The organism is Rhodococcus sp. ACPA1, assembly GCF_002300195.1.
In the GTDB taxonomy this organism is placed as follows: domain Bacteria; phylum Actinomycetota; class Actinomycetes; order Mycobacteriales; family Mycobacteriaceae; genus Rhodococcus_F; species Rhodococcus_F opacus.
Genome location: NZ_NSDX01000013.1, coordinates 191,869 through 214,372 on the forward strand (window position 1 = coordinate 191,869; position 22,504 = coordinate 214,372).

The following is a 22,504-nucleotide window of genomic DNA, read 5'->3' on the forward strand; positions in this document are numbered from 1 at the left end:
ATCGCGGAATTCGATATCAGGACAGCAACCCGAGGGCGCGACGAGCGAGCGGCGGAATCAGTGCGCCACGCTCCCCCATCCGGGCATCGGTGGTCTGACCTCGAACGTAGCGGGCGTAGAGCTGTTGGAGAATCACCGACGTCTTCCAGCATCCGAGTGCCTCGTACCAGGCGATGTCGGACAGATCGAGACTGCTGCTCCGCCCGTATCGGTCGATGACAGCGGCACGGGGCGGCAGGCCGAGTCCGTGCATCCCCGGAACCGCGATGAAGGCCGCATCCGAGTCGGGATCGAGTGTGCTGTCCGGCCAGTAGTTCAACAACGTACCCAGATCCGACAGCGTGTCACCGGTTGTCGCCATGTCCCAATCGAAAACCGCCGTGACGCGGTCCGGGTCACCCGGCCTGAATTGGCAGTTGTCGATCTTGTAGTCGTTGTGCACGATCCCACTGCGCTGGCTTCGCGGCTGGCCCTTCACGAGCCGGACGGCGACTTCCCGCATGACGGCCGCGGTCTCCAAAGAGTCGACCTCCGGTTCCACAGCAGCCCAGCGCCTCTGCCAACCGCGGAGCTGCCGGTCGAGGTAGCCGCCGGGCCGGCCCAAGTCGGACAGCCCCGCCTTCCCCGGATCCACCTCGTGCAAGTCGGCGAGGGCATCGATCACTGCCAGCCCGATACGTTCGCCGGCATTGTCGAAGCCGGACATCGAGTCAGGTACCCGGTCCCAGATGACGATGCCCTCGCGGTACTCGTTGACGAAGAACTCCGCGCCGATCACCGATTGGTCGGCACAGTGCAGGAGAGCGCGCGGCGCACGGGGAAACTCTGTGTGCAGCTGTGAGAGAACCTTGTACTCGCGGGCCATGTCGTGGGCGCCGGCGGCGATCGTGCCGAAGGGTGGTCGGCGAACCACCAGTTGCCGATCACCGAACGTGACCTGATATGTCAGGTTCGCTGATCCGCGGGGGAACTGGAGAACCGAGAAGTCGCCCTGAAGGTCCGGGAGCTGCTCGCGCAGATAGCGTTCGAGCCGGTCCCAGTCGAGTATCTCACCGGCACGAACCGGTGCGAGCTCGGCCTGATCGTCGTTGACCTCGGTGCTCATGACAGTGCGGCCAGATCGAGATGCGCATACTTTTCCTGTGCCGCCGCCTCCAGGGCAGGAAGATGTCGGGTCGGAAACAGTCCCGGTGCCGGGGTTGCGGTGCGCAGCAATTGCTTTGCCACGGTCTGCAGGTGCAACTCGGTGGCACCGTCGGCGAGCCCCATGTGGTAGCTCTCCATGATCCAGCGCCCGAACGGCAATTCCGTCGAAATGCCCAATGATCCGTGGATCTGGGCCGCGCGTGAGGTCACGTCGAGAAGCACCTTGGGCATCGCGGCCTTGACCGCCGAAATGTCGACCAGGACTCGCTTGTAGTCGTTGTACTTGTCGATCTTCCACGCGGTCTGCAGCACCAGAAGCCGGAACTGCTGCAACTGAATCCACGATTCGGCGATCATTGCCTGCACCATTTGCAGGTCCGCCAGCCGCTGCCCGCGCGTATGGCGGGACACCGCGCGCTCGAGCATCATGTCCAGCGACGCCTTCACTAGACCGACGGTCCGCATCGCGTGGTGGATACGGCCTCCTCCGAGCCGGGTTTGCGCGACCTCGAAGCCCTGGCCCTCGTCCCCGAGGCGGTTACCCGCGGGAATCCGCACGTCCGTGTACCGCATGTAGGCGTGAGTGGCCTCATGGTCCTCATGGCCGGACACACCGACGTTGCGGACGATCTCCACCCCCGGGGTGTCGACCGGTACGAGGAACATGGATGCTCGCTTGTGCGGTTCCGCCTCGGGGTCGGTGACCGCCATGACGATGAGGAATGTCGCGAATCGGGCGTGCGACGAGAACCACTTCTCGCCGTTGATGACGTACTCGTCGCCGTCTCGTACCGCACGAGTGATGAATCCGGTCGGGTCGGAACCACCGGCCGGCTCGGTCATCGAGTAGGCCGACATGATGTCACCGTCGATCAGCGGCTCCATGTAGCGCTTCTTGAGATCGGCGCTGCCGAAGTGCGCCAGCACCTCCGCGTTGCCCGAATCCGGCGCCTGGCAGCCGAACACCACCGGACCACTGTGGGTTCGCCCGAGGATCTCGTTGAGAAGGGCAAGCTTGAGCTGTCCGTAGCCTCGTCCGCCGAGATCGGGCGTGAGATGGCAGGCCCACAGGTTCCGCTCACGTACCTGCTGCTGCAGCGGGCGGATGAGCTCGTTACGCTTCGGATCCGTTACGTCCCAGGCGTGCTCGATCAGCCGGTCGAGGGGTTCGACCTCGGTGCGAACGAAGTCCTCCACCCACTCCAACTGGGCCTGGAATTCGGGATCGGTTTCAAAGTCCCAGCTCATCGCATGCTCCTAGAATACGTAGTGAAAGAGGAAAGTTCGTAGTGGACTACCGGGACAACACGGTGCACGCGCTGATGCCCGGTGCCCCGTAGACGTGGCTGAAGGCCAGCTTCGGATCACCCGGCACCTGCCGGGCGCCGGCAGCGCCGCGCAACTGCACCACGTTCTCGTACACCTGCCGAAGCCCGGTCGCGCCGATCGGTTCACCGTTCGCGATGCAGCCGCCGTCGGTATTGATCGGGATCCGCCCGCCGATGGCGGTCTCCCCCGCCGCGATCAGCGACTGCTGCTCTCCGTGCTTGCAGAGACCGGTCTCGGCCATATGCATGATTTCGGCCCCCGATTCGGTGTCCTGGATCTGCGCGACGTCGATATCGGCCGGGTCCACGCCGGCAGCCTCGAAGGCCGCTCGCGCCGCTGTCCCCGTGGGGCCGTCCGCGCGTTCGGGCGAGACCCACGGACTGAACACCTCATACGAGCCGAACTGACGTGAACGCAACTCCGCGGCCTCGAGAAACACCGGGGTATCGGTGTACTTCTTCGCCTGATCGGCACGCGCAAGAATCAGCGCCACAGCCCCCTCTGCGGGAGAGCAGAACATGAACTGCGTCAACGGATGACTGACCATCGTCGACGACAAGACCTGCTCCTCGGTCATCGGAGTCCGCCGCCACGCATGAGGAGCCAGGGACCAGTTACCGAACGCCTTCACCGCGACCTGTGCGAGTGTGTTCTCGCCGATACCGTGTTCGGCCATGTACCGCTGAATCTTCATCGCGAAGAACTGGGTGGTCACCATCATGCCCGTCTCGCCGTACCACTGCCCCAGCCCATTCGCCTTCGGATCGGCATTGAAGGCGCCCTTGGGATGCTTGTCGAACCCGATGGCGATCCCCAGGTCGTGCTTGCCCGACGCGATCGTGTTCACCGCGGACGTCAACGCGCTACCGCCCGTCGCGCAACCATTGGACACGTTGATGAACGGCAGGCCGGTCAGTCCGAGCTCGGAGACGAGGGTGTCGGCATTTCCGGCAGAATCACTGCCACCGTACGCAAATTGAATATCAGGCCATTCGACACCCGCGTCCTCGAGCGCCTGTCGCGCAGCATAGACGGCCTGAGCACGGCCGCTCACACCCTCGGTCCGCCCGAAAGGGTGGATGCCTACTCCGACGATCGCGACCTTCATTTCGTCTCCTCATTGCTTCCGGGGCCGAACGCATACGTCAGGACCGAGGAACCGTCGGCGTCACGGTGGTTGACCATCGTCGTCAATGTCATCGAATCGCCGATCTCGAGTTGGTCCGGGTCATTGACCGTCAATCGGGCCTCCACGATGACCGGACCCAGGTCGATATATCCGACACCGAACGGGACGAAGTCATCCGGACCGAGGAACGGGCGTTTCGGCCGGAACGACTGCACGGTGTACGACCACAACGTTCCGGCCGACGGAAGCTCGACGCTGCCCATCGAGGAACCGCTGCACCGCGGACACGAATCCTGCACCGGAAAGGTAACGGTCCCACAATCGCCGCACCTCCCGCCCAGTAGAACCACGCCCCGATCATCGATCCGAAGCACCTCGCTATCGATCGATTTACCTAGCAACGATGCCTGCGTCGGCGTCATTCTCGAACTCCTGACTCGTGTGTCCCGAGGCCCCGCCCAACGACCGCATGTGCTCGACAGCAGTCACGACGTACCTCCGAATTCTTCGCCCGGGTCGCGGTCAGGTATCTCAGCACCGACCGGCCCTGTGCCTCACGTCACTCCCGATACACCGAGCATAATTATCATGAGGAACTTTCGCAATATGGTTTTGACGAGCCAGGAGAAGTGGACGGAATCGCGCGGACGGCCTGGCTCTCATGGACCGGCAGAATGAGCCCCGAGACGTATTTTCGGCTCGTCACCGCGCAAGTACAGAGAACCATTCCGAATTTGGCCACGCCGGAGATGACCGAGCGCCGGCAAGATCGTCCATCCACCTCGTCGTCCGATCATCCACGCGCGCAGTGACGGTGATCCTGAGGCGTTCGCGCCGCGAGCAGGTCGGGATCGCCGGGCGCGAGGACGAACCGAGATCGGGGCAGCCCCGAACGGTCTTCCACGCCGCGATCGTGACCGCAATGCTGGCTTCGCCCGCCGACGGGTATCAGGGTGACGCCCGGGAGCCAGCGAGCCGCTCGCCGACCGGCAACCATTTCCTGCCTATGTTGTTGACTCCGAATCGTTGTGGAAGTTCTTGGGATCTGTCGGGCCGTCAATCGCCTGACCGTCCAGTACACGAACGCCGACTGCCTTACCGAATGGGTTAGGAACCGCTCGGACGCCGATGATGCGGGTATGCGCTCGCCAAGCTGCGTATCTCTTCCTGGTCACAGTCCGACTCGGGAATGACCTGCCACAAACGCTCGACGAACCGGCGCGTTGTCATTCCGAAGTTCACAAGGATCTCTTCCGTCGTGGGACCCCCGTATGGTGCCCACCTCCGGGCGAAGTCGATGAGGAGCTCCGCGTCGTTGTCAGGATGTGTGCGTTTGCGGTTGACTTCGATCCACGCGGCGCGACGCCTTTGACGCCAGTGGCGATATTCTGCAGGGTTCATGGTATTCAACACATCTACTCGGGCCTGAGCAGGCCATTGGATTCGCGAGTTTTCCCTCACTGCGGCTAGGTATGCATTCGGTAGATGACGGTTTCCGTCCACCCAGCTGCCCGGTATTCCGAGATAGCCTGGACTGCCAGTGGGCAGCCGGGTGACGACCCCTGTCGGCAATTGCAAACCCACCCTTCATGTGGCGGTGGAGATGCGCCTCGAACTTTCCTTTGTGCGGGCGACCTGGACCCGGTCAGATCCTGCGGTTGTCCCCCACGCGTTCCTTCGCGATGGTCCATTTGGGAAGCACCCTGGCGTTGCCTTCACGGTCGGGTCCGAGATCCTCGAATTCGACCACGAATTCGGTGGTCTCGTCGACGTCCACCCTGCCGGGTAGATGGCCGATCATCCGGACGTTCTGTTCACCGTGGACGTCGATCAGGACCACCGTGTACGGCACCGGAAAGAGTGGATGGACCTGGTGTTCCACGACGGTCCACGACTTCGCCCGGCCGCGGCCGGCTACGGCGGACCATTCGAGATTGTTTCCGCCGCATCCCACACACCGGGGCCTGGGCAGATGGACCCGGGCTCCGCAGTCCGTGCAGGTGAGGACACCGAGTTTCCCTTCCGCCGCCAACTCGAAGAAACCGCGACTCGCCGGGTCGTCGACCCGCGGTGCCAGCCGGGCGCTCATGCCGACACCAGGATCAGCGCCGCGGTGGACGGCGGCGGTGCCGACGTCACGAGGGACACCGACGCCCCCTCCACCTGGTTCGACGACTGTCCGCGAATCTGCCGAACACCTTCGACGACATGGTTCATTCCGTGGATGTACCCCTCGGACATATGACCTCCACTCGTGTTGAACGGCATCGCCCCGCCGACTTCGAGTTCACCGGATTCGATGAAGGCGCCGGCCTCCCCTCGGGCGCAGAAGCCGTAATCTTCGATCTGCAACAGCGCAGTGATGGAGAAGCAGTCGTAGAGCTGCGCGGAGTCGACGTCCTCGGGCCCGAGACCTGCACGCGCATAGAGTGTCTCCGCGCACTGCCGCGACGGCATCGATAGTGGATCCTCGCGCATCAGTACCGGATACATCTGCCCCGGTTGCGGGCGAGGCCCGCTCGCCATGGCCGCGGCACGGATCACCGCGGGGGGTTGCCGCAGGTCCTTCGCGCGTTCGGTCGTGGTGACGACAACCGCCGCGGCACCATCGGTTTCGAGACAATAGTCGAACAGACGCAACGGTGTGGACAACATGCGCGAGTCCATGTAGTCATCCAACGTCATCGGACGGTGATGCATTTGCGCCGCCGGATTGTTGTTGGCGTGCTTGCGCGCAACAAGTGCGATGTTCGCGAGTTGCTCGGACTTCAACCCGGTCTCGTTCATGTACTGCTGCGCGATGAGCGCAAAGAACATGCCCGGGGAGAGCAACCCGTACGGGCCGAAGAACTCTGTGAACGACTCGGCGCCGCCGATGACGGGATCCAGCTCGGCGGAGAGTCCGAACCGGTTGCCGGAGCGACCGTTGAGGGAGCGGAAGACCACCACGGTGTCCGCCTGTCCACTCATGATCGCGGCGACGGCCTGTGCCACCATCGCGCAGGGACCCGACCCACCCGGACCAGCCTCACCGTAGTAGGTCAGATTGCGTGCGCCGATCGCATCGCCGAGAGCCGCGCAGGACACGAGGTCCATGTCGTTGCGAACGATACCGTCGACATCGGCGGGGTCTATGCCTGCATCTGCCAGCGCAGCGAGCGCCGCGTCCGCCGCGAGAGCTGTCACGCTCACACCGGAGTTCTTCGAGAAGACGCTCTGCCCGACCCCAGCGATTGCGCAGACGTCGCGTTGCCATCGATCAGTCATGTGCCAGAACCTGTTCCGTGTGCTCGCCGAGGCGTGGTGGACGGGTCGGCGCGCCGTCACCACCGGAGAATCGGTACGGGGTGCCGGGAAAGAGCGCACTGGAGCCGTCGTGCATCTCGACGGGGACGAAGAACCCGCGTTCGGCGAGGTGCTCGTCGTCGAACAACTCTTCCGGGGCCCGCAAAGGTCCGATCGGCAGACCGCGCCCCTGGCCCTCGCGGTAGACGGTTCCCGAATCCTGAATGAGGAAGAAGACCTCGAGCAGTTCCTGGATGTGCGAGAAATTCTCCTGCCGATACGCCAGCGACAGGTACTCGTCGTCGACGAGATCCGCCGCGACGCCGGCCGATTCCATCCACGAGGTCAGTGCCTTCCACGCATGCTGGTCAGCGAGAATGAGAGCGAAGTACACCCACACCCCGTCCGCGCACTGGAACAACGCCGGCTGCGTCGGCTCCGGCTGGGCGTGGCGGCAGGTCTGCCTCTGCACCAGCGCCTTCGGGTAGAACCAGTAGGGGTTTGCCAACTCACCCGTGACCGCGATCGATTCGTGCATGGACACGTCGACCAATTGCCCCTGTCCGGTGTTCTGGCGCTCGATGAGTGCAAGAAGAAGTCCGCACAGCGCGAAGCTCGCGGCGGTCATGTAGCCCTGATTTCCGCCGGGACGGATCGGCGGAATCGAATGATCGTCGTACCCACACGTGGTGAGCAGCCCGCCCATCGCGAGACCGACCAGGTCGGAGCTGCGGTAATTCGCCCACGGGCCGGTCAATCCGAACGGGGAGACCGACAGTGCAATCAGCCGAGGTTGCTCCGCGCACAGCCGTTCGAGGTCCACTCCCTGCGCTTCGAGATCCACCGGCCGGCCGGTGGTCAGAAGAATGTCCGCGCCGGCGATGAGATCGGCAAGTGCAGCGCGTCCCTCCTCGCGATCGGTGTCCACGGTGACCGAACGCTTCGACGTGTTGTACGTCCAGAAGTTCAGGCTCTTGTCCGGATCGACATCGCCACCCGCGTAAGGTCCGATATGTCGGCTCGCCGCGCCACCGGGGGGCTCGACCTTGATGACGTCGGCGCCCTGATCGGCAAGGAGCTTGCCGGTATATTCGCCGGCCGGATCGTCGGCGAGTTCGACGACGACCAGTCCACTGTATGCGAGTTCCATCAGATCACGCCCTCTGCGGTAAGCGTCGCAATCTCATCCGCGCCGAGTCCGAGGATGTCCCCGAACACGTACTGATTGTCTTCCCCGAGTAGTGGTGCGCTGCGCCAATTGTCCTGGACGGTGCGGGAAAACTGCATGGGTGAGCCTTCGAATTTCGCCATACCGATGACCGGGTGATCCAACTCGAAGAATGTTCCACGTAGATCGATCTGGGGGTCCGATTCGGTGAGGTCCTGCGAGTTCCGTACGGCGCCGGCAGCCACACCGGCAGTCTGCAACAACTCCATCGACTCGCGTGCGGGCCGACCGGCGGACCAGCGGGAGATGTGTTCGTCGAGCTGGTCCTGGTGGGCGAAGCGCGAGGATTGATTCGCGAACTCCGGTGATGACGCCCATTCGGGATTGCCGAGTGCTGTAACGAACCGGGACCAGTCCGCATCGTCGAACACCGCGATTGCGAGCCATTTGTCCTCGCCCGCCGCTGGATAGACACCGTGCGGGGCCGCCTGCGGGTTGTTCAGGCGGTTACCGTTCGGGTATCCGGGTCTCCGGGTGGTGGCCTTGTTCACGGACACGTCGAGCAGGTCCGGTCCGATCAGATTGATGCCGGCCTCGACGGCAGAAACATCGATCTCCTGCCCCTTGCCGGTGGCGTTGCGCTGCATGATCGCCATCATGAGTGCCACCGAATTGTAGTAGGCGGCTTGGTTGTCCATGTAGGACAGTCCCCAGCCGGATGGCTCCCGGTCCGGCAGACCGGAGATGAAGGACAGGCCGCACACCGCTTGGATCACCGGGCCGTAGCTCTTGAATCGGTGGTGTGGCCCGCTGTGCCCGAATCCGCTCATCCGCGCGAAGATGATCTCGGGATTGATCTCACGCAGGTCGTCGTAGGTCAGTCCCCACTTCTCCATGACACCGGGTGCGAAGTTCTCTGTCACGACCGAACTGGCGGCGATCAGCTGCCGCACCAACTGCTGGCCCCGTTCGGTCTTCATGTTGACGGTGATGCCGAGCTTGTTGCGGCTGTAGTTGTTGAACAGCCCGCCCTTGTTCGGATCCGGATTCGGATCTTCGTCTCCGTACGAACGCAGTTCGTTCTTGTAGATGGGCAAGCGCCTGGGCATGTCCAGACGATCACGTGTCTCGATCTTGATGACCTCGGCGCCGAAATCTGCCAGCAGGCGGGTGGCGACAGCACCGACGCCCATCCAGCAGAAGTCCGCGATCCGCACACCGGCAAGCGGTCCCGTGCGCTGTTGGGGCAGGCGCCCGCTGTCCAGGTGTGTCTGCGTTGGCCGCGTGTGCTCTATTGCCGTCACCACGTGCCTCCCATCCTCGTCGTGTTGTCGGGGTTTCAGCCGGGCAGCTCACTCACCGGCAGTTCGTGTGCCTCGGGTCACTCCCGCTGCACCGAGCATAATTATCATGAGGAAATATGGCAAGAGGCTTGATGCAGGGAAATACCCGCACAAACTGCGAACCCCGCGCACCGGGGGGCAATGCGCGGGGTTCGAAGGGATTGGCGCTGAAAGTTCGCAGCGGCCAATCAAGTAGGCGAGGTCTGTCAGGGGACCGGCAACGGATTATCCGACGGCCATTCGCCCACCGTCGACCGGCAGGATCGTCCCCGTGGTGTAACTCGACGAATCGCCGGCGAAGTACAGCACCGCCCCGACGATCTCCTCCGGCCTGCCACCACGCGAGATGGGCCAGGCCCCCGCGAGATCGTCGAATTCGTCCATGTCCCACCCCTTGCTGATGTCGGTGAAGAAGGAGCCGGCCATCACGCAGTTGACGCGGACCTCGGGTCCGTAGGCGGACGCGAGTCCCTTGGTCAGCGAGTTGAGACCGGCTTTGGCTGCGCCATACGGGATGTAGGCGGGGGCCGGTCGCTCGGACGCGTTGCTACTGATGTTGATGATCGATCCGCCGCCCGCTGCGGTCATTCGCGTCGCGGCGAGGGCGCTCAGCCGGAAGGGACCCTTGAGGTTCACGTCGACGATCTTGTCGAACAGTTCCTCGCTCACCTCTTCGATACTCGGATACAGCGGTGCGATGCCGGCATTGTTGACCAGCACGTCCAACTTGCCGAAGTTCGTGTACACCTCGTCGATCAGCGTCGGTAGAGTCGCCCAGTCACCCACGTGCGCCGCCACACCGAGGGCCTTGACCCCGGTCTTGGCCTCGATTTCCGCAGCGAGTTCCCGGCACGGCTCGACCTTGCGGCTCGCGATCACGACGTGTGCGCCCTCTTCTGCGAACGCCCAGGCCATCGAGGCTCCCAGACCCCTGCTGCCGCCGGTGATCAGGGCTACCTTGCCGGCGAGATTGTGTCGATCGGTACTCATGGTTCCTCGATTCGTTCAGGCGCGCGAGCGCGACGTCGATTCACGCCACGACTTGCCCTTGTCGGCCCGCGCTTCTGCGGGGAGCCCCAGCAGTCGTTCGGCGATGATGTTGCGCTGGATCTCGTCGGAGCCGCCCGCAATGCGGTAACCGGGTGCCCCGAGAACGTGCTCGTTCCACGCGTATGTTCCCGGTCGCCCCGTGTCGGCCAGTAGCGTCCGTCCGAGTATCGCAGTGGCGGTGTCGGACACCAGCTTCAGCTTGTCCACCCACTGGACCTTGCGCACCGATCCCACCGCGCCGGGGGCGCCTCCCGCCGCCCGTGCCTGGCGATCGCGCAGCAGGTCGATCTCGGCCAGAGTCTGGCGAAGGTAGACCTCGGCCAGCTGCTGCCGAATCTGTGGATCACCGATCCGTCCGGAAGCGCGTGCGGAGGCAACGAGCTGGCTGAACTGTCCGCCGACTCCCGCTGTGTTGGAGTTTCCGCCTCGTTCGAATGCCAGGGTCGTCAACGCGACATTCCAGCCTGCCCCCACCTCGCCCAGTCGCAGACGATCCGGGACACGGACGTCGGTGAAGAAGACCTCGTTGAAACTGGTACCTCCGGACATTTGCCGGATCTGGCGTACCTCCACACCCGGTGCGTCGAGCGGCACGAGGAACGCGGTCATTCCCGCATGTTTGGGTACGTCGGGATCGGTGCGTGCGATGAGTTCGCCCCACTCGGCGAATTGCGCCCCCGAGGTCCACACCTTCTGTCCGTTGATCACCCATTCGTCGCCGTGCCGGACGGCGCGGGTGCCGAGGGAGGCGAGGTCCGAGCCGGCACCGGGCTCGGAGAACAACTGGCAGGCCAGGAGTTCGCCGCGGAGCATCGAGGGCAGGAAGGTCTCTTTCTGTCTCGGCGTCCCGAGGATCCGAATGGTCGGGGCGATCAAGTGCATCGTGACCGAGAACAACTCGTGTGGCGCCAACGGCAACAGTAGCGACTCCTCCCTCGCGAACACATCGGCGTGCTCGACGCTCAATCCGGCGCCGCCATCCTCGATCGGCCAGTCGAGGGCACCGTAGCCGGCGTCGAACTTGATACGCTGCCACCGCTTGTGTTCCTCGAGCAATGCCTGTTCCGCCTCGAATGGCAGTGAATGGAATACCGCCACATCGAACGGGTCCCGCTCCGTGGTGCCCGCGACGGCGCCGACGTTCTCGCGCAGCCATTGCGCGGCCTGTTCACGAAACTCTGACAGGGTCATACAACCTCCGAAATTTGTGCGGCGAAAGGCGCCCCGGCCATCCGAGAAGCGCCGGCGCTCAGTACAACGACTCTCCGCCGTCGACGATCTGGTTGGTGCCGGTGATGAACTTCGCGCTCGGACTGCACACGAACACCGCGGCCGCGGCCATGTCTTCCACGCTGCCGGCTCGACCCAAGGGAACTGTCGCGGCCATCCTCTCGAAAACCTCCGGGTTCCGCTCCAACGCCATCGGGGTTGCGGTGATACCGGGCGAGAGGGCGTTGACACGGACACCCTGCTCAGCCAGCTCATAGGCTGCCACGCGCACGAACTGATTGAGCCCCGCCTTGGTGGTCGCGTAGTGGATCGTGCCTGGCCGCGTCCCCAGTGCGCGGACCGACGAGAGCACCAGAATCGCCGCATTCTCGCTCTTGTCCTCACGTGCCGCCATCCGCGTCGCGGCCTGGTGACAGCAGCGGAAGGTGCCCGTGAGATTCAAGTCGATCGTGTTGATCCACACCTCCTCCGTCATCTCCAGGAACGGGACCATCGACCCGCTGCCCGCGTTGGCGACGAAGATGTTGAGCGTAGGGAAGGTGCGGTCTACGAGTTCGAACATCGCGCCGACCGATTCGGGGTCACGGATGTCCACTTCCGCGATCTCGACCTGCTGACCGGGCGCGGCCAGCTCGAGCAGTTCCTTACGGGCCACCTCCAGTTGTGGTCGCCGACGGGCCGCGATCATCACGGCGGCGCCGGCTTCCACCATTCCCTTCGCGATGCCGAGCCCGATGCCTTCGCTGGCACCTGTGACGAGCACGTATTGCCCGGCCAGCGCACCCTGGTTTCCGATCTCTCGGCTCACGACACAGCTCTCCTTGTGTTCTGTCCGCTGCGCGACTGCGGGTTCAGCGCCACTACCGATGTCCGAATCAACGGATGTATCACGCGTCGAGACGCAGGGAGACCGAGCGCGCGCGTGACACGCACAGCATCATGGTCTGACCGCATTCACGCTCATCGTCGGTCAACACCGAATCCCGGTGGTCTGGAATGCCGTCGAGGACGGGAGTTTCACAGGTTCCGCAGGTTCCCTCGTTGCACGAGGACAGAATGTCGATTCCGTTCTCCTCCGCCACGGACAGGATCGTTCGATCTGCGGGAACGGTGACCGTGATACCGGACTGTGCGAACTCGACGTCGATGTCGTGATCGGGTCCGTCCAGTTCGATCTCTTTTGCCACAAAACGCTCGGTGCGCAGAGTCCGCTTCACCGGCCCGGCGGTGCAGACATCTTCCAACGTGGCCAGCAGCCCTTCTGGACCGCAGGAGTAGATGATGGTCTGCGGATCTGTGGCGGTGACGAGCCCGTCGATGTCGGGCATCCCCCGTTCGTCGTCCGGCCAGATCTGGACCCGATCGCCGAACTGGGCCAACTCGTCGAGGTAGGCCATGCTGGCCCGCGATCGTCCGGCGTAGAACAACTTCCAATCCCGGCCTTCACGCTCGAGCTGCATGATCATGGGGATGAGAGGGGTGATGCCGATCCCACCGGCCACGAACTGAACCGCGACGCCACCGGCGAGAGGGAAATGATTGCGGGGCGTGCTGACTGTGACCGACGACTGCTCCGCGAGCGAGTCGTGAACGGACACCGAACCGCCGCGACTGTTCGGCTCCCGCAGCACCGAGATGACCCACCGGGTGTCGGCGACGCCGAAACCGGTCAGCGAATACTGGCGAATCAATCCGTTGCCCACGTGAAGATCGATGTGGGATCCGGGTTCCCAGCGCGGAAGTGCGTCACCGCTGTCGGCTTCGAGTGCCAGTTCGACGATGCCGTCGGCGACCGTGCGTCGTTCGACGACGCGAAGATCGAGGTTCATGTTCACTTCCCAGAAGTTTGTCGAAAGGTGCCGACTCCCTCGAAGCAGGACCAACCCGCTTCGAGGGAACGCCGCGGCCTATCCGTAATCGCACCACTCGGTCAACCGACCATTCTCGAACGTCATGATCGACAGGACGTTGAGCTTGCAGAACTCGCCGGCCTTGCCGAACCCGGGAACATCCGCTGTCGCGGTGCCCTGCCACGTGGTCTCGCGCAGGACCGAGTTGCCGGTCACTGCCCAGCGGGTGGTCTCACCGATCGAGCGGTCGGGGAACACCTGCTTCATCTGTTTTACCGTCTCGATCATGAGGTCGCGACCGGTTGCCGCGACGCCCCGATTCTGGTGCACCACCACGATGTTCTCGTCGACGAGGTCGTGGAGCACGTCGAGTTCGAGGTTGTTCCACGCATCGACGACCTTGTGGGCCTGCGCCAACAGTTCTTCCGGAGCCGGGTTGGTCATGAGTAATCAGTCCTTCTACGTGAGATGGCCAGGGATGGGGTGGGGGGTCGTCAGTCGGTGAGTACTTCGATGTCGAACTCGTGGATTCCGCGGGTGGGCATCGAGTGGTAGCCGATGGTCTGTCCCTCCACCAGTGTGAACTTCGGCATCTTGGTGACGATCCGCTCGAGTACGAGAATCATCATCACGCGCGCGAAGTTGGAGCCGAGGCACCGGTGTGGACCGATGCTGAAGGCAATGTGGTTCTTGTCCTTGCGGTGCAGGTCCCACTGGTGCGGGTTCGGGAACTTCGTTTCGTCACGGTTGGCCCCGTTGTAGGACGTCCATACCTTGGCGCCCTCGTCGAGATCGGTCTGGCCGACTGTGACGGGGCATGTGGTGGTCCGTTGGAGTGCAGTGACATTCGCGAACATGCGAAGGCCTTCTTCGACGGCGTTGGGAACCAGATCTGGATTCTCCACCAGTTCGGTCAGGTCGTCGGGATGAGTGGCGAGGTGGTGAACGATGCCGCCGAGGATGGTTCCGGTCGATTCCAGGCCGGCGATCGACAGCGGGAGTACGACGGCAATGCGCTCGGACAGGGTGGGCTCGCGGCCGTCGATCTCTTTGACCTGGCACACCAGGCTGACCAGGTCGTCCTCGATCGGGTCGGCCATACGCGCCTTGACCAGGGCTTCGATGGCGGCGTACAGGCTGACGAACGCATTCTCCGACGCCTCCGCCGTCTCGCCGACGAAGATATCGTGAGCCCATTGCATCCAGTCGTCGATCTTGTCGCCCTCGAGCTGGAGCAGATTACTGAAGACCGCCCGCAGCTGCAGCGGGCGCAGGAAGTCTTCCATGACGCTGAACCGGCCACGGTCGATCCCCGCGTCCAGGAGCGTATCGATTTCGGCGGTGATCGACGGCGCGAAGACTCTCATCTTCTCTTCCGTCAGTTCAGGGTTGAGGATCTTTCGCCAGTCCGTCTGTGCCGGCGGATCGAGATCCTCGGGCAGGAACCGGCCCTCGTTCTTCGGAGGCGCCGCCCGGTTGTCGTGGCCGAGAATCGCGACGCCCCCTTCTGAGGAGAAGCGCTTCCAGTCACGCAGGATCTTGAAGACATCCTCGTAGCGGGTGGCCACGTAGCACGGGGTATCGCCCTGGGTATGGACGCTGAGCTCGTCGAGTTTCTGCATGCGATTGATCTCGGGCCAGAAATTGTCGTTGAACTCCGACGACCACATATCGACGGGGCATCGACCGGTCGTGGTCGTCTCCGACTGCAACTGTTCAGTCATTTCCAATACCTGTCTCTCACACGGAGGTAATAGCGGCTTCGGGGCACACGGCCAGGATCTCGTCTACCGTGTTCGACTCCGGCACCGCGCCGTCGTTCTTCACCTGTGCGCGGCCCTCGTCGTCGGGTTCGAACAGATCAGGGAACATTGCGTAGCACCTACCGTGCGCCTGGCAGAAGTCCTGATCTACCGATACCTTGTTCGTCATTTCGACTCCAATCGATGTCATCCGGTGCACCTCAGGCGCGGGCGAGTTGTCCGCCGTCGACGGGAATCGCTGCGCCAGTGACGAATCGGGCATCGTCCGAGGCGAGCCACAGCACCGCGTTGCTCACATCCTCGGGCTCTACCCACGGGATCGGGAGAAGCGTGAGGTTGCTGAAAAGGTCTGCCGCGTCCGCGGGAGTCGGGTTCTCGATATCGGGAAGGAACATCTTCAGCAGGCTCTCGTTGATCGCCATTTCGGTGTTGACGGCGCCGGGATTGACCGAGTTGACCCGGATGTTGTGTTGACCCACCTCGTTGGCCAGCGACAGCATCAGACCCTGCATGCCATGCTTGGAAGCGCTGTAGTGCGCCTGCCCGGGCGCACCGCGCAACCCGACCGTTGAGCTGACGAAGATGACGGACCCACCCGCGCCGCGCTCGATCATCGAGGGCAGCACTGCGCGGCACGAATGCCAGGCTCCGACGAGGTTGGTACCGAGAATGTCTTCCCACTGCTGGTCGGTGAGCCCGACCACCGATCCCTGGTTCGAGATGCCGGCGTTGGAGACGAGGATGTCGATCCCACCGAACTCACCGAGCGCCTCTTCGACAACCACATCCAACGATGCCTGGTCCCGCACATCGGCGGCACGCGCGATGATCCGGCGGCCTTCCTTTTCGACCAGCCGCACCGTCTCCTCGAGGTCCTCGGGAGTGCCGGACGTGTAATCGAGGTTGGCCTGCTGCCTGCACAGATCGACCGCAACGATGTCGGCGCCTTCCTGCGCAAGCCGGACGGCGTGGGTACGCCCCTGTCCGCGTGCAGCACCAGTGATGAACGCGATCTTGCCATCCAGCCGTGTCACTTGATTGCCTCCTATTGGCAGCTGTCTCGACGGTTACGCCAGGTACTTGAATAAAAGGCGACGCCAAGCAGAAGAAGAGATGTCGGGAGCGCATCGCAGCAAGCTGTCGATCCCCGGTTCGTAGGGTCGTGTTGATCCAGTCACACCCCGGACAACATGAGATCACTATTGCTCATGAGAAACTCCGATGTCAAGGGGAGATCGCGATTTGCGCTGCACCACCTCGACGGCTTGACAAAATTGGCTTGACCAGCACTTTCAACAAGTCCGCCCACAGCGTGAGGAATCTCATCGGGACCCGCAAAGCACAAGCGGATCGCGAGCCGTTCGAGACTCGCCGACCCACGAAGAGAGGCAGGACAGAACAAGTACGCATATCGTGCGAAGCCGCCCGAATCCGATTCGGGTACGACAGATTTCGGGGGAGATCAGATCCCCGGCGCGGCGCATTTCAGCCGCAGAGAAACACGCCGACCGACACTATGAAGTCGGCGTTCGATATTTTCCTCAGCCCAGGCGCGCCGGTTGCGCGCGTAGCCAGTTCGGCGTCAGCTCACAACCATTCAATCGCCGAATCGAGCGATCCTCCCAGGCGATCCCGGCAGTAGTCGACAACGGCTCGCAAGTGCTCTTCCATGAGATCGCGGGAGCGCTTGGGCTGCCCAGCAGCGACCGCCCTGGCAATCCTGTGATGATCATCGACGAGAACGCTTCGGAGGGCGCGTGGGTCGTCGACCATGGCGACGTGGTGCGCGACGATCTGGCCGTAGGATTCGAGACTCAACTCGAGGACCCGATTGCGAACCAACGAGGCAACCGCCCCGTGAAACCCGGCATGCTCCTCAAGGTAGCCCTCGAGGAGCTCGTCGGATTCGTGGTGGTGCCCGTCCATGAACGGCGCCATCGTGGAGGCGCGCATGGCGGCGTCGGGATGCCGAGCCGCACGCTCGGCCAGCTCTCCCTGTCCCCACACCCACGCCTCGAACAGTTCCTGATAGGTGGCACCCGACATGTGAAAGAACAACGCCGAGACTCGTCCGAGGTGTGCTGCGCCCACAGACCCGACCACGGGACCGCCGCCGGGGCCGCGTCGAATCGCGATCATTCCCTGCACCTCGAGTAGGCGCAATCCTTCCCGCAGCGATTCTCGGCTCACACCGTACTGCGTGAGCATCGCCGCCTCCGAGGGAAGTCCGTCGCCCGGCCGGAGGTTCTGAGCACGGATGTCGCCCACAATGTTCCGCGCGATGACTTCTGCCGCTTTGAGCGGTCGGAGCAGCGAGGATCCGCCCGCCGCGATCGGAATCGGGCGGTCACCGTTCGTCTCGCGCTTGCGCGTCCCTTCGCTGCGTACGACCATCGCACCATCCTCTTCGAGTACCGGACCCACACACCAACGGTTCCCGGTGCGCGGCACCCTAGAACGCGGACGTGCTGGACATCACATCGGATATTATCATGATGTTTCCCCCCTACTCCGACGCGGGAATCTCCCCTCGAGGTCGTAAAGGCACGCTGAGCTCACCCAGGGCGACCGTGGCGGCCACAATCGCTCGTGCGAGTCGCCTCCGATCGACGCGCGGTAGCGAGCACGGGCGGCCTCTGCCGGGGCAGCAGGAAATCGTCACGATCCACCGAAGACCCCGTCGTGACGACGGCGGGGCCGATCGCCCGATCCGCTCGGTCTGCGCAGCACTTCCTCGACAATGCCCCCGGTCAAGCCGTGGTGGGAGACGGAGAATGTGTGCAGCGTCGCCCGCTACACGCCTTCCGAGTGGCTCGGCCGAGGAGATCCCGTTGCTTACTCACCACGAGCAGCGCACGATGGGTGATGCGATCACCTGCGGCGAAGGCTGTTTTCCGAGAGAGGTTACCTCGACCCGCCGTCTCGACGGTCGAGGTCACAAACATCATGCTCAGGCGTCATCGCGCCGCCGGGCTGCTTCCTGTCCCGCCAGGTAGCCGAACACCAGCCCGAGCGAGATGGTCCCGCCGGCGCCTCCGTAGAACCCCTTGGTGGGCGCGCCACCGGAATTGCCGGCGGCGTACAGGATAGTAGGCGCCAGGGCAGCGTTAACCAGGAACCTCACGCCTGGCCGGGGAGCTGCCGCAACACTTGAGTGTGCTCAGTGGGCGGTGACCGTTGCGTGCGGTCCGGTGTTGCTTGTGCAGCTCAGTTGATCTTGTCGATCAGTCCCCACTCGAGTGCTCGTTGTGCCTTGAGTGCAGCCCCAGTGACGAACAGGTGGAGCGCGCGCCAGCGTCCGATGCGGCGCGGCACACTGACGGTGCCGCCGGCGCCGGGGAGCAGCCCCATCGTCACCTCGGGCAGCCGAAAGACGGTGTCGGGTCGGGCGAGTATGCGGCCTGCGAAGGCGGGAATCTCGATGCCGGCGCCAATGCAGTGGCCGTGCAGATGCACCACCGTGCGGTCCGAGAGTTGCGCGACGAGGCGTCCGGCGCCGCCGCGGGTTCGGATCAGGTGAGCGGTGGCGGTGTCCGGGGTGTGGCCGAACTCATCGAGATCACCGCCCGCGCAGAACGAGGATCCTGCACCGTCGAGGACCACCGTGCCGATGGTGTCGTCGAGCAGCGGCAGCCGCAGCGCCTCGACCAGGGCGTCGCGTAGTGCGGTGCCGTAGGCGTTTCGCCGTTCGGGGCGATTGAGCGTGATTCGCAGGATGTCGCCGTCGCGCTCGATCAGCACCGGATCGGCGACGGGCGGCGGCGGGATCGGCCGGCCGAGGCGGCGGCGCTCGTCGAGCCAGCTGCGGAACTCGGCTCCTCCTTGCAGGGTGGAGTAGGCGAGCGATTCGACGTCGATCGCCTCGGGCACCGGCAGCCTCTCCGAGGCGCGTACGACCTCTCCGGCGACGAGTGCCGACTGTGGGTAGCGCCCGACGCAGGCGATGAACTCGGCGAGCGCCGTGTCGACGTCGTCGGTGCCGATCACCGCCCGGTCCGCGGGGTCGGGGCCCACCGCGTAGGTCAGGTCCAGCGCGGCGGTCAGCGGGGCGAGTGCCTCGGGGACGGTACTTGTGCAGCGGCCGACGAGCAGCCGGTCCGACCTGAGGCGGCGAGCGGCCACGGCGGCGGTTACCTCGTCGGTATCGTCCAGGTCGACGATCAGCACGGGTTCGAGCAGGGCAGCATTGGCGTCGAGAATCGGTGTGTCCGCCGCGCCGGCCGCGAGTTCTGCTGTCGAAATGACTCGTACGCCTGTGTCCATGTCCGCCGTCCTGAAGTGGGTCCCGCGGAATGTAGCATCGACAGCGTGTCGACCCTCACGCACCCGGACCCGGTGCGAGACTGGGCCGAGAGCGGAATCGCCTCTCTCACCGGCCCTCCCGACGGTCCACCTCTGATTCCCCCAGGTAACGCGGCCTCGGTCGCGCGGGAGTGCACCGCGTGGATCGCCGACGTCACCGGCGGAGCGGTGCAGCTCGACGGAGCACGCCTTCTGGCCGAGCGGGCCGCGTTCACCGGACACCGCCGCGCCGGCAGGACGTCGGCAGGCGGCGCGTGCCGATTGCTGCCGACGGCCGACGGCTGGGCCGCTGTCTCCTGCGCGCGGCCCGACGACCCGCTGCTGATTGGCGCCCTCGTCGGCGCCGACGTCGGCGACGACCCGTGGCCCGCAGTAGAAGAGTGGTTGCGCGAGCACTCAGGTTCCGAACTCGCCGAGCGCGCGCACATGCTCGGTGTGGCGGCCGGCCCTGTCATGTCGCCGGTACCCGCACCGGCACCGCTACGTCCCCTCGCGCCGCGTCCGGTTGCCGGACTGCTCGTCGTCGACTTCAGCGCCCTGTGGGCCGGTCCACTGTGTGCGCATCTGCTGGGCTTGGCTGGGGCACGAGTGATCAAGGTGGAAACTGCTCGCCGGCCGGACGGCGCCCGGCGTGGGCATCCCGATTTCTATCGCCTGCTGCACGGCGGCCATGAGGCGGTGACGCTGGATCCCTCTCTTCCCCGGGACCGAACCGATCTGGCGGCGCTGGTCTCGGCGGCCGACATTGTCATCGAGGCGTCGCGTCCGCGCGCGCTGCTCGGATTCGGTCTCGACGCTGCCGAGTATGTCTCCAACGGAGCAACGTGGGTGTCGATCACCGCGCACGGACGCGACTCGAACAGTGTCGGGTTCGGCGATGACATCGCCGCCACTGCTGGGCTCGTCGCTCGTGACAACAATGGACTGATGTTCGTCGGTGATGCGATCGCCGATCCGCTGACCGGGATCACCGCCGCGGCTCTTGCGATGTCGACTCCCGCCGACGGTGCCGGCATGCTGTGGGACATCCCGATGTCGTCGGTGGTGGCAGCAACGCTGCACGAGACAGAGACCTCTGTGCGACAGGCCTATCGAGATGGGAATCGTTGGTGCGTCGAGGCGGCATCGGGGATTGTGGAGATCGCTGAGCCACGTCGGCGCGAGCCGCGCGGCATCGTCGCTGGTCCAGGCCGCGACACAGGACTGGTACTCGCCGAGTTGCGTATCACCAGATGACCGGTCTCCTCTTCACAGGCGTCGATTTGCCGGTCGGTCTATGTGACGTGATGATCCGTCACGGGGGGGTCGTTGCGATCGGCACCGGACTCGATGCCGGCGGCGCCGAGGTGATCGAGGGCCTGGGCGGTGCGCTGCTGCCGGGTCTGCACGATCATCACCTGCACCTGCACGCGACGGCCGCGGACGCGTCGTCGGTGAAATGCGGACCTCCGCACGTGCGCACGCCCGGTGACCTGGCCCGTGCGCTCGACGCCGCGCCCGGCGACGGCTGGATCCGCGGGGTCGGCTACGTCGAGACCGTTGCTGGCCTGCTCGACGCCGCGGCGCTGGACCGGCTGCACGGACGCCGGCCGGTGCGCGTGCAGCACCGCAGCGGCGCGATGTGGGTCCTCAACTCGGCCGCCTCCGCGTTGGTCGGGCTGGACTGCGCACACCATCCGGGGGTCGAGCGCGACGACGACGACCGGCCCACCGGCCGGGTGTGGCGGGCCGACGCCTGGCTGCGGGAACGGCTGCCTGCCACCGGGCCACCACCGCTCGATGCCGTAGGGGCAGACCTGGCCCGCCTCGGGATCACCGGGGTCACCGACGCCACGCCGGACTTGCCGCCGGACTCGCTGGCCGCGCTCGTCGATGCCCACGTCTCCGGTGCGGTGCCGCAGCGACTGCAGCTGCTCGGTGTGCCGCTGGGCGACGAACCGGCGCAGTGGCCGGCGACTGTGACGGCCGGCCCGTACAAGATCGTTCTCGCCGACTCGGGACTGCCCGACTTCGAGGCCCTGTCCGGCGTCGTCCGTCGCGCCCACGCCTGCGGTCGGCCGGTGGCGGTGCACTGTGTCAGCCGCGAGGCACTACTGTTGCTGCTCGCCGTGTTCGACGATGTCGGCACCCGGCCCGGAGACCGGATCGAGCATGGGGCGCTGGTCCCGGCCGAGTCGATCGGCGAACTGCACCGGCGCGGGTTGTGTGTGGTGACACAGCCCGGCTTTCTCGCGCACCGCGGCGACGACTACCTGGATCGGGTCGAGGCAAGGGATCTACCGGACCTGTACCGATGCCGGTCCCTGCTCGACGGTGGCGTCGCGGTCGCCCTGTCCAGCGACGCCCCGTACGGTCCGCTCGATCCGTGGGCGGTGATCACCGCCGCAACCACCCGCCGCGCCTCCACCGGAGACATCGTCGGGCAACAGGAGACGATCACCGTTGCCGAGGCACTCGACCGGTACCTGAGCCCGTTGGATCGGCCGGGCGGTCCGCTGCGCACGGTGGCGCCGGGTGCACCCGCGGATCTGGTGCTGCTCGATCGCCCGATCGTCGACGTACTGGCCGCGCCGACCGCGGAAGCAGTGCGCTGCACCGTCATCGGCGGCCGAGTCCGATACCTGTGCTGAGTGGTACTGGACGTGTTGCCGGTTGGGTAGTTACAGCGCCCTGAGTTCCTCGGTGACCTCGGAGGCCATCTTCTTCATCCGGCCGGCGACCGGGTGTATGGCGTACTTGACCTCCACGGAGGTCATCTCTTGACCGCGTGCGCCTGCGCTAAGACAGCGCTAAGCCAGGCCGTAGTCGGGCACCACGATCACCTGGTTGGCGTACGCCATCTGGATTGCCGCATCCGAGGCGGAGTGGCCTTGACCGTGCCGCCCGCACCGGCGGGTCCCGCGACCTCG

21 protein-coding genes and 2 pseudogenes are annotated in these 22,504 nt (G+C 64.7%); 2 read left to right on the forward strand and 21 right to left on the reverse strand.

Annotated elements, in window-relative coordinates; genetic code table 11:
• Window positions 1-16: 16 nt before the first annotated feature.
• From CJ177_RS42040 to CJ177_RS42130, 20 genes and pseudogenes are all read right to left on the reverse strand, one after another.
• Window positions 17-1,105 (reverse strand): phosphotransferase family protein, encoded by a 1,089-nt coding sequence (locus CJ177_RS42040; protein WP_095870550.1) that lies wholly within the window; start codon window positions 1,103-1,105, stop codon window positions 17-19.
• The gene (locus tag CJ177_RS42045) at window positions 1,102-2,394 is read right to left on the reverse strand and encodes an acyl-CoA dehydrogenase family protein (protein ID WP_095870551.1); all 1,293 of its coding nucleotides are present in this window, start codon (window positions 2,392-2,394) and stop codon (window positions 1,102-1,104) included. Before CJ177_RS42045 ends, CJ177_RS42040 begins: the two co-directional genes overlap by 4 nt.
• Window positions 2,395-2,440: 46 nt before the next feature.
• Window positions 2,441-3,583: a thiolase family protein gene (locus CJ177_RS42050; RefSeq protein ID WP_095870552.1), complete on the reverse strand. Its 1,143-nt coding sequence runs from the start codon at window positions 3,581-3,583 to the stop codon at window positions 2,441-2,443.
• Window positions 3,580-3,867 (reverse strand): Zn-ribbon domain-containing OB-fold protein, encoded by a 288-nt coding sequence (locus CJ177_RS48870; RefSeq protein ID WP_257014979.1) that lies wholly within the window; start codon window positions 3,865-3,867, stop codon window positions 3,580-3,582. Before CJ177_RS48870 ends, CJ177_RS42050 begins: the two co-directional genes overlap by 4 nt.
• Before the next feature lie 12 nt (window positions 3,868-3,879).
• Window positions 3,880-4,026, reverse strand: a pseudogene (locus CJ177_RS48875) (zinc ribbon domain-containing protein); the annotation flags it as partial.
• A gap of 1,223 nt (window positions 4,027-5,249) precedes the next feature.
• On the reverse strand, window positions 5,250-5,693 hold the full coding sequence (locus CJ177_RS42065; protein ID WP_095870554.1) for a Zn-ribbon domain-containing OB-fold protein: 444 nt from the start codon (window positions 5,691-5,693) through the stop codon (window positions 5,250-5,252).
• Entirely contained in the window at window positions 5,690-6,871 is a 1,182-nt protein-coding gene (locus CJ177_RS42070; RefSeq protein WP_095870555.1) for a lipid-transfer protein, read from the reverse strand. Before CJ177_RS42070 ends, CJ177_RS42065 begins: the two co-directional genes overlap by 4 nt.
• Entirely contained in the window at window positions 6,864-8,039 is a 1,176-nt protein-coding gene (locus tag CJ177_RS42075; RefSeq protein WP_095870556.1) for a CaiB/BaiF CoA-transferase family protein, read from the reverse strand. The genes CJ177_RS42070 and CJ177_RS42075 overlap by 8 nt, the downstream gene beginning before the upstream one ends.
• Complete coding sequence (locus tag CJ177_RS42080; RefSeq protein WP_257014953.1) at window positions 8,039-9,364, reverse strand: CaiB/BaiF CoA-transferase family protein; 1,326 nt, start codon at window positions 9,362-9,364, stop codon at window positions 8,039-8,041. The genes CJ177_RS42075 and CJ177_RS42080 overlap by 1 nt, the downstream gene beginning before the upstream one ends.
• 261 nt (window positions 9,365-9,625) lie before the next feature.
• Window positions 9,626-10,390 (reverse strand): SDR family NAD(P)-dependent oxidoreductase, encoded by a 765-nt coding sequence (locus tag CJ177_RS42085; protein ID WP_095870558.1) that lies wholly within the window; start codon window positions 10,388-10,390, stop codon window positions 9,626-9,628.
• A 15-nt stretch (window positions 10,391-10,405) separates the two neighbouring features.
• Complete coding sequence (locus CJ177_RS42090) at window positions 10,406-11,641, reverse strand: acyl-CoA dehydrogenase family protein (protein WP_095870559.1); 1,236 nt, start codon at window positions 11,639-11,641, stop codon at window positions 10,406-10,408.
• A gap of 58 nt (window positions 11,642-11,699) precedes the next feature.
• Window positions 11,700-12,488 carry an SDR family NAD(P)-dependent oxidoreductase gene (locus tag CJ177_RS42095; RefSeq protein ID WP_095870560.1) on the reverse strand — a complete coding sequence of 263 codons (789 nt, stop codon included), beginning with the start codon at window positions 12,486-12,488 and terminating at the stop codon, window positions 11,700-11,702.
• Window positions 12,489-12,567: 79 nt separating this feature from the next.
• Entirely contained in the window at window positions 12,568-13,509 is a 942-nt protein-coding gene (locus CJ177_RS42100) for a PDR/VanB family oxidoreductase (RefSeq protein ID WP_095870701.1), read from the reverse strand.
• A 78-nt stretch (window positions 13,510-13,587) separates the two neighbouring features.
• Window positions 13,588-13,974: an ester cyclase gene (locus CJ177_RS42105; protein ID WP_009476052.1), complete on the reverse strand. Its 387-nt coding sequence runs from the start codon at window positions 13,972-13,974 to the stop codon at window positions 13,588-13,590.
• A gap of 50 nt (window positions 13,975-14,024) precedes the next feature.
• Window positions 14,025-15,254 carry a cytochrome P450 gene (locus tag CJ177_RS42110; RefSeq protein ID WP_095870561.1) on the reverse strand — a complete coding sequence of 410 codons (1,230 nt, stop codon included), beginning with the start codon at window positions 15,252-15,254 and terminating at the stop codon, window positions 14,025-14,027.
• A 16-nt stretch (window positions 15,255-15,270) separates the two neighbouring features.
• Window positions 15,271-15,462 carry a ferredoxin gene (locus tag CJ177_RS42115; protein WP_051033709.1) on the reverse strand — a complete coding sequence of 64 codons (192 nt, stop codon included), beginning with the start codon at window positions 15,460-15,462 and terminating at the stop codon, window positions 15,271-15,273.
• A 31-nt stretch (window positions 15,463-15,493) separates the two neighbouring features.
• Complete coding sequence (locus tag CJ177_RS42120) at window positions 15,494-16,327, reverse strand: mycofactocin-coupled SDR family oxidoreductase (protein WP_095870562.1); 834 nt, start codon at window positions 16,325-16,327, stop codon at window positions 15,494-15,496.
• A 553-nt stretch (window positions 16,328-16,880) separates the two neighbouring features.
• Entirely contained in the window at window positions 16,881-17,687 is an 807-nt protein-coding gene (locus tag CJ177_RS42125; protein ID WP_095870563.1) for a FadR/GntR family transcriptional regulator, read from the reverse strand.
• 556 nt (window positions 17,688-18,243) lie between these two features.
• The gene (locus tag CJ177_RS47760; protein WP_179443403.1) at window positions 18,244-18,417 is read right to left on the reverse strand and encodes a hypothetical protein; all 174 of its coding nucleotides are present in this window, start codon (window positions 18,415-18,417) and stop codon (window positions 18,244-18,246) included.
• An 83-nt stretch (window positions 18,418-18,500) separates the two neighbouring features.
• Window positions 18,501-19,556, reverse strand: coding sequence for an enoyl-CoA hydratase/isomerase family protein (locus CJ177_RS42130; protein ID WP_095870564.1), 1,056 nt, complete (start codon window positions 19,554-19,556; stop codon window positions 18,501-18,503).
• Between the two features lie 45 nt (window positions 19,557-19,601).
• On the opposite strand from CJ177_RS42130, the gene CJ177_RS42135 reads away from it, so the two are divergent.
• Together CJ177_RS42135 and CJ177_RS42140 are read left to right on the forward strand one after the other, a co-directional pair.
• On the forward strand, window positions 19,602-20,831 hold the full coding sequence (locus CJ177_RS42135; protein ID WP_257014954.1) for a CoA transferase: 1,230 nt from the start codon (window positions 19,602-19,604) through the stop codon (window positions 20,829-20,831).
• Window positions 20,828-22,225, forward strand: a complete 1,398-nt coding sequence (locus CJ177_RS42140) for an amidohydrolase family protein (RefSeq protein ID WP_095870565.1) — start codon at window positions 20,828-20,830, stop codon at window positions 22,223-22,225. The genes CJ177_RS42135 and CJ177_RS42140 overlap by 4 nt, the downstream gene beginning before the upstream one ends.
• A 75-nt stretch (window positions 22,226-22,300) precedes the next feature.
• Here the strand turns inward: CJ177_RS42140 and CJ177_RS42145 are convergent.
• A pseudogene (locus tag CJ177_RS42145) lies at window positions 22,301-22,497 on the reverse strand (NAD(P)(+) transhydrogenase (Re/Si-specific) subunit beta); the annotation flags it as partial.
• Window positions 22,498-22,504: the final 7 nt, after the last annotated feature.